Source organism: Kocuria carniphila, from assembly GCF_004136555.1.
In the GTDB taxonomy this organism is placed as follows: domain Bacteria; phylum Actinomycetota; class Actinomycetes; order Actinomycetales; family Micrococcaceae; genus Kocuria; species Kocuria carniphila.
Genome location: NZ_NOIT01000010.1, coordinates 96,114 through 108,849, shown reverse-complemented (window position 1 = coordinate 108,849; position 12,736 = coordinate 96,114). Strand labels below are relative to the sequence as shown.

Genomic DNA, 12,736 nt, shown 5'->3' with positions numbered 1-12,736 from the left:
AGGAAAGCCCGCGATCGCCACCGATCGCGGGCTTTCGTCCTGCCGTAAAATTCGACGACGACGCCGCTCTCACCCTTTCGTAGGGTGGCACCTGACGCGCGGGTTCCGTAACGTGGTGGGAAACGATAGGAAGGTGGCTTATTTCATGACCAGTAAGACGATAGAGACGTACCTGCAGGACCATCATGCGGGTTCCGCTGCTGGACTGGACGCATTCCGACGCGTTGCCGAAGGCCACAGTGACCGCGAGGTCAGAGCGAAGGTCGGGCGGATTGCCTACGACATCGCCGAGGATCAGCGCTCCCTCGAAGGGATTATGACCGCTTTCGGTATTAAGGCCAGCCAGCTCAAAGATATCCCCGCGCGGGTGGCAGAGAAGGTTGCCCGGTTCAAGCCGAACGAGCGAGTGACTCAGCGTTCTCCGCTGTCGGACGTCGAGGAGCTCGAGGCACTCACCGCCGCTGTTCATGCCAAGTCACTCGGCTGGCGGATTCTCCTGGAGGTCAACGACGACCGCCTGGACAAGGCCAAGCTCGAGGAATTGCTCAACCGTGCTCGGGAGCAGGAGAACGAGCTGGAAGAACTGCGTTTGAAGCAGGCGCCGAAGCTCTCCCAGTCCTGATGCTGTCAGGTCTTACGGTCCGTAGCTAGGAAACTTACGCGTCAGGTTCGCAGAAACCGTGCTGCAGTACACGACGCTCAGCTCGCCCAAATCACCGCCGGGGGCCGGAACATCTCGCTCGCCGACAGCTGTGCTCCCGGCGCTTCAGTCCTAGGATTGAAGTGTCAACGAAGACAACTTGAACAAGGGGTTCAGCCATGAAGGCTCTCGTCTACCACGGTCCCGGCCAGAAGTCGTGGGAGGAGGTGCCGGACCCCCAGATTCAGAAGCCCACGGATGTAATCGTCAAAATTGAGACGACCACAATCTGCGGCACCGACCTTCACATCCTCGGCGGAGATGTTCCGGCGGTGGAAGAGGGTCGCATCCTCGGACACGAAGGCGTAGGCGTCATCTCTGAGGTCGGAGATGCGGTCACCACCTTAGAAATCGGAGACCGTGTGATCCTGTCTTGCGTGTCCTCGTGCGGTAAGTGCTCGTACTGCAAAAAGGGTATGTACTCGCATTGCCAAGCGGACGAGGGCGCACCGGGCATCGGATGGATTTTCGGCCACTTGATCGACGGGACCCAGGCGGAATTCGTGCGGGTGCCGTTCGCGGAGACGTCGGTGCAAAAACTTCCCGCCGGCGTGAGCAATGACCGGGCCGTCATGATCAGTGACATCGTGCCCACCGGCCACGAGATCGGTGTGCAATACGGAGGCGTTAAAGCGGGCGACGTCGTCGCGGTGGTAGGTGCCGGACCCGTGGGTCTGTCGGCGATCGCCACGGCCGGGCTCTACGGTCCCTCGCGGATCATCGCGATCGACTTGGATGCCAACCGCGTGGAGAAGGCCAAGGAACTCGGCGCCACGGATGGCGTGCTCTCCTCCGACACCGATTGGAAAGAGCAGGTCATGGCGCTGACAGACGGACTGGGCGTGGACGTAGCCATTGAGGCCGTCGGTTTCCCGGTGACCTGGGACATGGTGATGGACATCGTGCGCCCCGGTGGTCATGTGGCGAACATGGGTGTTCATGGCAAACCCGTGGAGTTCAAGCTCAATGAGGCATGGATCCAGAATCTGACGATCACCACCGGATTGGTCAACACCAACACCGCTCCCATGCTGACTCGCTTGCTCGCCCAGGGCCGCTTGAACGTGGATGGCTTTGTCAGTCACCACTTTGCTCTGGACGACATCGAGAGCGCGTACGACACGTTTGCTCGTGCCGCTGAAACCAAGGCCCTGAAAGTCATTCTCACCGCTTAGTCCTCAGTGAAAAGCGCCGTCCGGTGAATGCATTCATTCACCGGACGGCGCTTTGGCGCAACGGTTACGCTCCGTCAGCTGCGTTCCGAAAGTTCGTCCTCTTCCGCATCCGTCTCCGGGGTGGCCTCCGCCAGTTCGTCGAACTCGAAGTGCTCCAGGGGAGTGCGGGTGATGTACGTGGCGCGGGCGATCGCCATGGTGCCCACCGCGGACGACGCCAAGTGCACGACCACGATCAGGACCACCTTCACCACGTTCGGAATCGACGGTTGCAGCGCCAGCGCACCGGCCACGAGCAGCACGATGCCCACACCTCCCGCCGTACCCACCGCCGAGACGCGCATGTACGCGTCCGGGAACCGCAGAACACCGAGTGCCGCGGTCGCGAACACGAGTGCGCCGATCACGATGGTGATGTTTCCAATGATTGTCAGCAGATCCATCAGCGCTTCCCCCTTGTCAGTGCCCGGGCCAGGGACAGCGCGCTCAGGAAGCCCACGAGCGCGGCGACCAGAACGATGTCGAACGTGTACTCATTAGCCATCCGTACACCGAACAACGCGATGAGTCCCACGAAGCCGAACAGCAACAGGTCACCGGCAACGGCTCGGTCGGCTTGGGTTGGCCCCCGGAGAATGCGGTAGGCCGATCCCAGGCACGCTACGCCGATGATCAGAATTCCTAGATCCACCCCGATCATGAGGGCGCTCCTTCCCTGCGGATCCCGCGCAGCATCCGGGTTTCCATGTCACGCAGTTCCTCACGAGTGGCGTCCGCGCTGCCCGAGTACAGGCCGTGCACGTAGATCGTCAGCGGTCCGGTCTTGGCAGGAGATGATACGGCCACATCTGCCTGCGACACTTTCGAATCCGAGTTCAGCCCCAGCGTGAGCGTGCCCGGGGTCAGCGTGATGAGCGCCGCGAGCAGCGTGATCTCGTAGTCATTGCGGCACTGACTGTCGAACGCGGTGATACCCGGTGTCGAGTCCTGCCCGGGCGTGAGGTTGTCCTTCAGCACCGCAGCGCTCGAGGTCACCATTTCCTTGGCGAACCACAGGAAGAATCCGATGCATCTGAATGGCCACGTCAACCAACTCATGAACCCATCACCGCCTGTACGTATGCCGTGGTGTCGAGTAATCCTTCTGCCGCGGTTGCGGACAGTCCCAGCAGTAACTCAGCGCCCAAGCCCAGCCCCAGCGTGATCGCCGCGGTGAACACGGCAGGCCCGGCCAGCGCCATGCCGATTCGCGGACGCTCGGCCACGGTCGTCGCCGACGACGCCTTGGTTTCCGGATCCGCCCGAGTTGCCGACGCCGTGGGAGCCTCCTTGGTGGCCACCCCACCCGAAGATTGGGCGGCCGATGCGGGCTCCGCCACGGATTGCTTCCTGCCCGAGGTCGATGCCGCAGCCGCAGCCGTGCCGGTAGGCGAGGCCTCCGGAAGGTTCCCGTCGGCGGGGGAAGTCGCGGGAGCGTCGTCGTCGGCGTTGGATGTCGAGACCTTCTCCGAGGACTTGGAATCTCCCCAGAACACGCCGTTCCAGATCTTGAGCATGGACAGCAAGGTGACCAGACTGACCAGGAGCATGACCACGACCGCTGCGATCTGCCCCGCCTTGACCGAGGCCAGGATCAACGTGAACTTGGCGACGAAACCCGAGAACGGCGGCAACCCGGCGAGCGAGAGGGCCGCGATGAAGAACGCGACCGCAATGACCGGCTCGCGTTTGGCTATCCCGGACAGTTTGCCAATCTCGCCCGTGCCGTAGCGGACCTCGACCGCGCCGGTGGACAGGAACAGCGAGGCCTTCACGATCATGTGGTGCAGCAGGTAGAAGATGCCCGCGGTCAGTCCGGCCAGGGTGAACAGAGCGACGCCCAGCAGGATGTATCCGATCTGGCTGATCATGTGGAACGCGAGGATGGAGCGGGTGGTTTTCTCGCCGACCGCGCCGAGCACGCCAATGACCATGGTCAGGCAGAACAGTGTCACGCCGATCCAGAGCCAGCGGGAATCGCCGTCGAAGACCACGGCGTACATGCGGTAGATGCCGTAAATGGCGACCTTGGTGTGCAAGCCCGAAAACAGGGCGGTGATAGCGGGGGAGGTCGCGGGGTAGGCGGCGGCGAGCCAACCGTGCACGGGAACCACGGACGCCTTGATCGCGAGAGCGAACAGGCAGACGGCGCCGGAAATGGCCACCGTGGGGTCGGTTTTCGCAAGCCCGGCCAGCTCACCCATGTTCACGGTGCCCGCGGTGCCGTAGATGAAGCCCACGCCGATCAGGAACACAGTGGAGGTCAGCAGGTTCAGCGTCACGTACAGGCGCGCGCCGGCCACTTGCTGCAGCGTGCCCTTGTGCCGGGCGGCCAGCACGAACAGCCCGTACGAGGGCAACAGCATGACCTCGATGAACACGAACAGGTTGAACAAATCCGCGGTCAGCAGGGCACCGTTCACGCCAGCGGTGAGCACCAGAACGAGCGGGGCGAAGTACACGTTAGCCGCACGCCCGGAGGCGATCGCGAACCACGAGCACACGATGGTGAGCAGCCCGGTCACCACGAGCATGAGCGCGGTGAACATGTCCGCGACGAACGGGATGGCAATGCCGAACGGCCACGAACTGATGCCGTGGGCGATGGCACCACCGGAGCGGAACTCGAGGATCAGCAGTACGGCGGCACCCACCGCGGTGATCATGGTGCCCAGCAGACCCACGGCGTGGACCACCCGACGGTCGCCCACGATGACCAACAGTGCGGCCATCATCAGCGGGACCGCGACGAACAGGGGGAGAAGGGCGGCGCTCACTCTTGCACCTCCTTGGCAGCCGCGGCCGTATCATCGTCATCGTTGCCCGTCACCGCGAGCACCAACATGACGATCGTGATGGAGAAGGCAATCACGATCGCGGTCAGCACGAACGCCTGGGGCAGCGGATCGGCAATGGTTGAGAGGTCCTCGGGGGAGCCGTACGGCAGGTCACGGCGAGATGTCCCGCCGGCGGCCATGAGCACGATGTTGCCCGCGTGACCCAGCAGGATGAATCCCAGGATCACGCGCAGCATTTCGCGCTTCATCATCAAGTACACGGCCCCGAAGACGAGCAGGCCGGCGGTAATGGCAACGGTCATCGTGCGTTCACCTCGTCCGATTCCTCGGGGTTGTTGGCGTGGTCGCGGGAGTGCTCGCTCGAGGTCGAGCCCGACGCCGCCGACTCACCCTCCGCGCGCTTCTCACGGTCGGTGGGGGCGTCCGAAACGTCTGATTCATGCGTGGGCGCTCCGGGATCGGAACCACCCACCAGGGGTTGACCGCCGCGCTTTGGCGGCCGGCCCAGCAGGTTGAAGGACGCCAGGATCACGCCGATCACGGCCAGGTACACGCCCACGTCGAACACGAGGGCGGTGGTGGCCTGGAAGCCGAAAACCTCCGGGTGCAACGGCCGCAGGAACGATCCGTCGAGGTAGCCCAGGAAGCCGGTTCCCACACCCACGGCCACGCCCAGTCCGATGAGCAGCAGGTACGGCATCTGCACACGGGCCGAGCGGTCAGAAGGGGCCGCCAGGTAGGCCAACGCGAAGCCCGCGCCACCCACCAGCGCGGCAATGAAGCCGCCGCCGGGTTCGTAGTGACCGCGCAGCAACAGGATGAGCGAACCGGCCACGATGATCGGCGCCATCAGCTTGGCCGCGGTGCGCACGAACACGGTGTTGTCCCGCGCATCGATCAGCGGGGAATGGTCCTGAATGTTGGCGGAGCGTTCCGGGCTGGGCTTGCGCGCTCGCAGTAGGGCGGCAATCGTAATGCCGGCAACGCCCAGCACCGTGAGTTCGCCCAGGGTATCCAGAGCACGGAAGTCGACCAGGATCGTGTTGACCAGGTTGGTGCCGCCGGTTTCGTTGTAACCCTCGGTCAGGAAGTACTCGGAGGCCGGGGACATCTCTCGTCGCCCGGTCAGCGCCCACACACCCACGGTGGTGGCCAGTCCGGCGCCACCGGCAACCAGCAGCGGAATCACATGCTGGCGCGGCGGAGTCTTCTCGAATGTGGTAGGCAGCCGACGCAGCAGCAGGACCATGACGCACACGGTCAGGATCTCCACGAGCAGCTGGGTAATGGCCACGTCGGTGGCACCAAGTTGCAGGAACCATACGGTCATTCCGAAGCCCACCACACCGGTGACTACAATCGCGGCGATCAGGGTCTTGGCCTGCATCATGGCGACCACGCCGCACGCAATGAGTACGACGAGCACCCAGTCGAGCGGGTCGCTGGGTTCTCCCACCACGGCGGGCAGATCGTCGATGGTCAGCGCGGCAAGAGCTGCGATCACGATCAACGCCACGGCGGGGATACTCAGGTGCCTGCGCGGGGCAATACTTCCGGTCCAACCGCCGACGACACCGCCGAAACGGATCGTCTGCTCCCTCGCGGTGTCCACGACGTCCAGTCCGGAGATCGGGAAGTCGTAGGGTGCCATCGCATGGTGCACCCGGTGGCGGGCGAGCACCAGCATGGTTCCGATGGCGATGACGGTCAAGGAGACGAATAACTCGGGGACCAGGCCGTGCCACAGGGCGAAGTGTGCTTCCACTTCTTCTCCCGCGGACGCCGTTGCACCCACGGTGACGAGTTTGTCCAGCAGGAACGGGGTCACGCCCAGCACCAGTCCGGCCGTGGCGCCCAGCACCGGGGCACCCCAGAACGCGGGGGAGGCTTCGCGGACCACGTCGTCGGAATCCTCCGAGCGGTCCGCACGGCCACCGAACGCGCCCAGCACGAGTCGTGCCGAGTACGCGAACGTGAAGATCGATGCCACCGCGGCGGCAGCCGTCACGACCCACGGGACCCACGCTGGACCGGGTGCGTCGAGGAAGGCCTTGAGCATTGTTTCCTTGCTCACGAACCCGAGCAACAACGGAACGCCAGCCATGGAGGCTGCGGCGAGTCCCATGGCCGTGGCCGTCACGGGCATCCGCAGCTTCATGTGAGCGAGCTCGCGCACGTCCCGGGTGTGGGCGCTGTGGTCGATCACCCCGACGAACATGAACAGTGCCGACTTGAACAGGGCGTGGGCAATCGTGTGAATGACTGCCGCCTTGAGCGCTTCGGGCGTACCGATGCCGATCATCGTGACCAACAGGCCCAGCTGACTCATGGTCGAGTAGGCGAGCAGTTCCTTGAGGTCATAACGGCGCAGGGCCGCGATCGCGCCGAACAACGCGGTGATCAGACCTGCAGTCACGAGCATGACGTTCCACACGGAGACATCCGCGAACACGGGGGAGAAGCGCAACAGCAGGTAGATGCCGGCCTTCACCATGGCCGCGGCGTGCAGATAGGCGGAGACCGGGGTAATGGCGACCATCGAGTCCGGCAACCAGGCCTGGAACGGGAACTGCGCGGACTTGGTGAACGCGGCCATGGCGATCAGCACGGCCACCGCGGTGGTCAGCGCTCCGTTGGCGGACCACACGGGGTCGACCAGGATGTCGCTCAACCGGGTGGTTCCCGTCGCAATGATCATCACGGTCACCGCGGCCAACAGCAGCAGACCACCGGCCACCGTGACCAGCAGGGTGCGGATTGCTGGTTCGCGGGCCCCGGCTCCGGAGCGGGCGATCAGAAAGAAGGAACAGAGCGTGGTGGCTTCCCACGCGACGTAGAGCACGATCAGATCATCGGCGAGCACCAGAGCCAGCATGGCCGCAGCGAAGCCCGTCATGAGTAAGTAGAACGTGCCGTGCTTGCCGACGGGCTCCAGATAGCGGGTCGAATAGACCATGATCAGCGCGCCGATGACCAGCACCAACAGCGTGAACACCAGGGCCAGGCCGTCCATGCGGAGACCCAGTCCCACGTCCACGGTGGGCATCCACGGAACCCATTGCTGGACCACCGGGGAACCGGAGGAGTCCGCGGAACCGGAGCGAGCGGCGTCGGCGAATGCGGATACGGCAAGTACAGCCGCGCCGAGAAGCGGCAGCGCGAGAACCCAGCCTGCATTGCGGCCCAGGAATTTAGTGATCAGGGGCGAGACGAAGCAGGTGAGGAGCGCGATAACCAAACATGTGAGTAGCAAGAAACCACCTTGGTCCGGGCATCAGAATATGGGCGGGCCAGAAGTTTCGCGTCGTCCTCGCAAGGTGGCGGACGAACTCAGGCCAGTGGTGACGCGAGCGCGTATGACGGCGGAGCACCGGCCTGATTGGCGCCCCACGAAGAAACCTGCCCGTTGGTCCCCAGAGAAATGGGGAGCACCCAAAAGATCGGCTCGAAGGCCGCGGGGGTGTGAGGGTGCTGTGAAGACATCCTCTTGATCGTAACAGTCGTGTGGGTCACGCCGGGGAGTGGGTCAGCGCGCACCGGAATACTTGACGTGTCCACAGTGTTCCCTTGGCATGACTGTTGAACTTGGCATTGACACTTTCGGGGACGTCACCTGGGACGCCCAGGAGAACCCACTGTCGCACGCTCAGGTGGTGCGCAATGTGGTTGAGGAAGGCGTGCTCGCCGATCAGGTGGGACTGAACTTCATCGGCCTGGGAGAGCACCACCGCGATGACTTCGCCGTGTCCTCACCGGAAATGGTGCTCGCCGCGATTGCCGCCCGCACCGAGAACATCCACCTGGGTTCTGCCGTGACAGTCCTCAGCTCCGATGATCCCGTGCGCGTGTACGAGCGCTTCGCCACGTTGGATGCGCTGTCCCACGGACGCGCTGAAGTGATCTTAGGTCGCGGCTCCTTCACCGAGTCCTTCCCGCTGTTCGGCTACGAGTTGGAGGACTACGAGGAACTCTTCGAGGAGAAGCTCGCCCTGTTCGTCAAGCTGCGCGCCGAGCAACCCGTGTCGTGGGTCGGTAAGCACACCCAGAACCTGAACGACGTGACCCTCTATCCGCCCGTCGAGCACGGCCTGCTCAAGTCGTGGATCGCCGTGGGTGGCAGCCCCCAGTCTGTGGTGCGCGCGGCCCACTACGACATCCCGCTCATGCTCGCGATCATCGGCGGCCCGGTGGACGGCTTCGCGCCGTTCGCTGACCTCTACCGCCGCGCGCTCGCCGAGTTCGGTCACACCGAGAGCAACCCCGTGGGCTACCACTCCTACGGCTACGTGGCGGAAACCGACGAACAGGCCATGGAAGAGTTCTTCAAGCCGTACGTCATCTCGACCAGCCGCATCGGCGCAGAGCGCGGTTGGCCCGCGCCCACGCGAGATTCCTTCGAGAACGAGGTCAAGCAGGGTTCCATGGCCGTGGGCTCTCCGGAGACCGTGGCGCGCAAGATTGCCGCGGGCATCAAGTCCCTGGGTGCCTCCCGCTTCGATCTCAAGGTCAGCACCGGTCCGCTGTCCCACGAGAACATCACGAAGAGCATCGAGCTTTACGGCACCAAGGTCGCCCCGCTCGTGAAAGACATGCTGTCCGAATGAGCACGCTAGAGGTTGTGGTCATCGGTGCCGGGCAGGCGGGTCTGTCCGCTGCCTATCACCTGGTCAAGGCCGGGTTGCGTCCGCACGAGGACTTCGTGGTGCTCGACGCCAACCCCGGTCCCGGCGGCGCGTGGCGGCACCGATGGCCCTCCCTCACGTTCGGCACCGCCCACGGGATCCATGACCTGCCGGGTCTCCCGTTGGGTACGCCGGACCCGACCGAACCGGCATCGTCCGTGGTCACCCGGTACTACGGGGAGTACGAGGCGCGCTTTTCACTGCCGGTCATTCGCCCGGCCCGGGTTTCTTCCGTGGATTCGGACAGCGATGCCGACGACGCCGCTCTGCTCGTTCACACTTATGCCGGCACCTTCCGCACGCGGTACCTCATCAACGCAACCGGTACGTGGGACAAGCCGTTTTGGCCGTGGTACCCGGGTCGTGCCGAGTTCCGAGGTCGGCAACTGCATACGCGGGATTTCTGGTCCGCGTCAGAATTTGCCGGACAGCACGTGGTGGTTGTCGGTGGCGGTACGTCGGCCGTGCAGTTCTTATTGCAACTCAATGAGGCCGGGGCAACGACTACGTGGGTAACCCGCCGCGAACCCGTGTTCGAGCCGCGTTCCTTCGACTCCGAATGGGGTCGTGATGTGGAGCGGCGGGTGCGCGAACGAACCAGCGCCGGGTTGCCACCCAAGAGCGTGGTGTCAGTAACCGGTCTGCCGTTGACTCCGCAGCATCAGCGGGGGATTGATCAGGGGATCTTGGTGTCGGCTGGCCCCATGACCGCACTGACCCCGGACGGAGTACTGCTGGCTTCGGGGCAAGAGGTACACACCGATGCGGTGTTGTGGGCCACCGGCTTCCGTGCGTCGATCGATCACCTGGGACCGCTGCATCTCCGCGAGCATGGAGGTGGTATCCGCACGGAAGGTGTGCGCGTGGATGCGGATCCACGTGTGTTCCTGGTGGGCTACGGCTCGTCAGCCTCCACGCTGGGAGCGACGCGTGCGGGCAGGACGGCGGCGCGCGGCGTCGTCCGCGCCCTAGAGGCCGAGAAGCAACGAGAACTCGTGCACTGACGAACGTTTTCCGGGAGGCACATACCCCTAAAAATTGGTGTACCAGTGGACAGTTCTAATTCCACATACCGAGAAGGGCCATCCATGCGCCGCCCACCACGGTCCAGATCAGGATCAGGATGATGGACATGATGAAGGCCACGCGTACCCACTCGTGGACCTTCACGTAGCCGGAACCGTAGATCACGCCGGCCGGGCCGGAGGAGTAGTGCATCAGGGTGCCGAACAGGTTGCCGATGAAACCGAAGGCCAGGGCACCGAACAGTGGGGGGGTTCCAGCCGCGACCGCTGCCGCGAGGAACACGGCGTACATGGCCACGATCTGTGCGGTGTTGGAGGCAAACAGGTAGTGCACGTAGAAGTAGACGAGCGCCAGGATGCCGAAGGCCAGACCCCAGGGCATGCCGCCGACCATTCCGGAGACCACGGAGCCGATCCAGTCGATCACGCCCAGGTCGTTGAGGTGGCCGGCCATGCCGACGAGTACGGCGAAGAAGATCAAGGTGTTCCACGCGGATCCGTTGGCCGCCATGTCCTTCCACGTCAAAACGCGGGTGAGGAGCATGATGGCGATGCCCACGAAGGCCGCCGTGGTGGCGTCGATACCGATGCTGGAGCCGAAAATCCACAGCACCAGAAGTAGAACGAAGGTGAAGATCATGGTGATCTCACCGCGCGAGATCTTGCCCATGGTGGTGAGCTCGCGCCGGGCCATGTCGGGAGCCTCGGGGGTTTTCTTGACGGTCGGGCCGTAAATCTTGCTCATCGCCCACGGCACGACCGCGAGGCTCAACAGGCCGGGGACAATGGCGGCCAGAGCCCAGTTACCCCACGTGACTTCGATTCCCATGTCGATGGCCGCCTGCTGAGCCACCGGGTTACCCGCCATAGCGGTGACGAACATGGCGGAGGTGACCACATTGACGTGCGACGCCGTGAACGTCAGATAGGAGCCGAGCTTGCGGCGGGACTCATCGGTTTCGGGTGTGGAGTTCTGCACCTCGGCAATCGACCGGATGATCGGATAGACCACACCACCCGCGCGAGCGGTATTAGAGGGAGTCGCCGGTGCAAGGATTAGATCAGTGGCGGCCATCCCATAGGCGATACCCATGGGCGATTTACCGAGTCTCGATACGAACATGAGCGCCACGCGTCGTCCCAAGCCCGTGAGCAGAAATCCATCCGCGATGAAGAATGCCGCGACAATGAGCAACACGGTGGAGTTGGCGAAACCGGCGAGAGCTTCGCCGTCCGGGACACTCATGGTTCCGGTCACCATGGCCACGGCCAGGCCGATGAGGGTTAGCGACGGTGTCGGTAGCGGCTGCAGGATCAGCCCGATGATAGTGGCCACAAAGATCCCGAGCATGTGCATGCCGCGCGGATCGACCCCCTCGGGTGGGGGAATGAAGAAGATGACCGCACCGACCACCAGCATGAAGCCGAATTTCCAGAGTATGGAGACGGTGTCCGTTGAACGACCTGTTGGGCGGGTGGCACGTGCAGTTCCCATGGCTGGCTCCGAACGCATCGACACGGTGGATACCGCAATTCTACGCTTGGTCTGACCACAGTTTGAAGCGTGTCGTCATAAGTGCGGTATTCGATGCATCACCGCAAGTCACGAGCCGCCGTCCCGCCCTGTCACGTGGGCGACACGTGACTCTTTATGTAGCTACTCTCAGGTCACTTGTTATATGCTTTTTCATCAGTGGGCTGATAGAAATCGAGTCTTGCTGCATGCCGTTCGGAGGGGTCCGAGTCACCGGTGAATCTACGGGGAGAGACATCAGAATGGTGAACGCGTTGCGCGACCGCACAACAGAATCGTCCGAGCCCACGCACGCGGGAATTTCGCGTCGCAAGGTCATGGCGGGTACGGCGTGGGCGGTGCCGACAATCATCTTGGCTTCCGCGGCCCCGGCATTTGCGGCATCCCCGGACTCTTGCACCACAGGCACCTTGGATTGGGATCGTGCACCGCGGTCAGGTGGCAAGGTTGTGAGTGGATCCATGGTTCCCATCACCTTGGCGAACGGTTCAACCGTGTATGCCAGGGTGACATTCCCAACCGATGGAACCGCCACCGGATCTACGGGTACATATCATCGCACCGTGGGCAAGACAGCGTGGGGAACTGCCGTTGGAACGTACGGTATGACCACCACTAGTGGTAGTAACTCGTTAGTGCTCAATCAGATGACCACTTCGACAACCACGGTCAAACTGGACTTCTTTAGCAATTCCAGCGCAACCCAGCCTTTGACTGTCTTCAATGTTCGAGTTCCACTCGACGATTTTTCAACGGCTCGAAGTTGGCGCTTGGGAAGCGTCC

At 63.3% G+C, this 12,736-nt stretch carries 12 protein-coding genes; 4 read left to right on the top strand and 8 right to left on the bottom strand.

Going from position 1 to position 12,736, the window contains the following annotated elements:
• The first annotated feature begins 145 nt into the window (after positions 1-145).
• On the top strand, positions 146-622 hold the full coding sequence (locus tag EWV37_RS08890; protein WP_129701108.1) for a hypothetical protein: 477 nt from the start codon (positions 146-148) through the stop codon (positions 620-622).
• 197 nt (positions 623-819) lie between these two features.
• Positions 820-1,875: a zinc-dependent alcohol dehydrogenase family protein gene (locus EWV37_RS08885; RefSeq protein WP_129701106.1), complete on the top strand. Its 1,056-nt coding sequence runs from the start codon at positions 820-822 to the stop codon at positions 1,873-1,875.
• Positions 1,876-1,949: 74 nt separating this feature from the next.
• Here EWV37_RS08885 and EWV37_RS08880 read toward each other — a convergent pair whose 3' ends face one another.
• The 7 genes from EWV37_RS08880 to EWV37_RS15490 form a co-directional block, all read right to left on the bottom strand.
• Positions 1,950-2,318, bottom strand: a complete 369-nt coding sequence (locus EWV37_RS08880) for a cation:proton antiporter (RefSeq protein ID WP_129701104.1) — start codon at positions 2,316-2,318, stop codon at positions 1,950-1,952.
• A complete protein-coding gene (locus EWV37_RS08875; protein WP_129701102.1) occupies positions 2,318-2,575 on the bottom strand; it encodes an MrpF/PhaF family protein in 258 nt (85 codons plus the stop codon). The genes EWV37_RS08880 and EWV37_RS08875 overlap by 1 nt, the downstream gene beginning before the upstream one ends.
• Positions 2,572-2,973: a Na+/H+ antiporter subunit E gene (locus EWV37_RS08870; protein ID WP_129701100.1), complete on the bottom strand. Its 402-nt coding sequence runs from the start codon at positions 2,971-2,973 to the stop codon at positions 2,572-2,574. Before EWV37_RS08870 ends, EWV37_RS08875 begins: the two co-directional genes overlap by 4 nt.
• A complete protein-coding gene (locus EWV37_RS08865; RefSeq protein ID WP_129701098.1) occupies positions 2,970-4,691 on the bottom strand; it encodes a monovalent cation/H+ antiporter subunit D family protein in 1,722 nt (573 codons plus the stop codon). Before EWV37_RS08865 ends, EWV37_RS08870 begins: the two co-directional genes overlap by 4 nt.
• A complete protein-coding gene (locus tag EWV37_RS08860) occupies positions 4,688-5,014 on the bottom strand; it encodes a sodium:proton antiporter (protein ID WP_129701096.1) in 327 nt (108 codons plus the stop codon). Before EWV37_RS08860 ends, EWV37_RS08865 begins: the two co-directional genes overlap by 4 nt.
• On the bottom strand, positions 5,011-7,965 hold the full coding sequence (locus tag EWV37_RS08855) for a DUF4040 family protein (protein ID WP_129701094.1): 2,955 nt from the start codon (positions 7,963-7,965) through the stop codon (positions 5,011-5,013). The genes EWV37_RS08860 and EWV37_RS08855 overlap by 4 nt, the downstream gene beginning before the upstream one ends.
• 77 nt (positions 7,966-8,042) lie before the next feature.
• Positions 8,043-8,195: a hypothetical protein gene (locus EWV37_RS15490; protein ID WP_165189337.1), complete on the bottom strand. Its 153-nt coding sequence runs from the start codon at positions 8,193-8,195 to the stop codon at positions 8,043-8,045.
• A gap of 89 nt (positions 8,196-8,284) precedes the next feature.
• Between EWV37_RS15490 and EWV37_RS08850 the strand changes: the two genes are divergently transcribed.
• On the top strand, positions 8,285-9,316 hold the full coding sequence (locus EWV37_RS08850; RefSeq protein ID WP_129701092.1) for an LLM class flavin-dependent oxidoreductase: 1,032 nt from the start codon (positions 8,285-8,287) through the stop codon (positions 9,314-9,316).
• Positions 9,313-10,398 (top strand): FAD-dependent oxidoreductase, encoded by a 1,086-nt coding sequence (locus EWV37_RS08845; RefSeq protein WP_129701090.1) that lies wholly within the window; start codon positions 9,313-9,315, stop codon positions 10,396-10,398. The genes EWV37_RS08850 and EWV37_RS08845 overlap by 4 nt, the downstream gene beginning before the upstream one ends.
• Before the next feature lie 55 nt (positions 10,399-10,453).
• Here the strand turns inward: EWV37_RS08845 and EWV37_RS08840 are convergent, their stop codons facing one another.
• A complete protein-coding gene (locus EWV37_RS08840) occupies positions 10,454-11,914 on the bottom strand; it encodes an anion permease (protein WP_238663181.1) in 1,461 nt (486 codons plus the stop codon).
• Between the last annotated feature and the right edge of the window lie 822 nt (positions 11,915-12,736).

Bases quoted from the DNA above. Each gene is read 5' to 3' on its own strand.
- EWV37_RS08890 (WP_129701108.1), top strand. From the start codon at position 146: ATGACCAGTAAGACGATAGAGACGTACCTGCAGGACCATCATGCGGGT.
- EWV37_RS08885 (WP_129701106.1), top strand. From the start codon at position 820: ATGAAGGCTCTCGTCTACCACGGTCCCGGCCAGAAGTCGTGGGAGGAG.
- EWV37_RS08880 (WP_129701104.1), bottom strand. From the start codon at position 2,318: ATGGATCTGCTGACAATCATTGGAAACATCACCATCGTGATCGGCGCA.
- EWV37_RS08875 (WP_129701102.1), bottom strand. From the start codon at position 2,575: ATGATCGGGGTGGATCTAGGAATTCTGATCATCGGCGTAGCGTGCCTG.
- EWV37_RS08870 (WP_129701100.1), bottom strand. From the start codon at position 2,973: ATGAGTTGGTTGACGTGGCCATTCAGATGCATCGGATTCTTCCTGTGG.
- EWV37_RS08860 (WP_129701096.1), bottom strand. From the start codon at position 5,014: ATGACCGTTGCCATTACCGCCGGCCTGCTCGTCTTCGGGGCCGTGTAC.
- EWV37_RS15490 (WP_165189337.1), bottom strand. From the start codon at position 8,195: ATGTCTTCACAGCACCCTCACACCCCCGCGGCCTTCGAGCCGATCTTT.
- EWV37_RS08850 (WP_129701092.1), top strand. From the start codon at position 8,285: ATGACTGTTGAACTTGGCATTGACACTTTCGGGGACGTCACCTGGGAC.
- EWV37_RS08845 (WP_129701090.1), top strand. From the start codon at position 9,313: ATGAGCACGCTAGAGGTTGTGGTCATCGGTGCCGGGCAGGCGGGTCTG.
- EWV37_RS08840 (WP_238663181.1), bottom strand. From the start codon at position 11,914: ATGGGAACTGCACGTGCCACCCGCCCAACAGGTCGTTCAACGGACACC.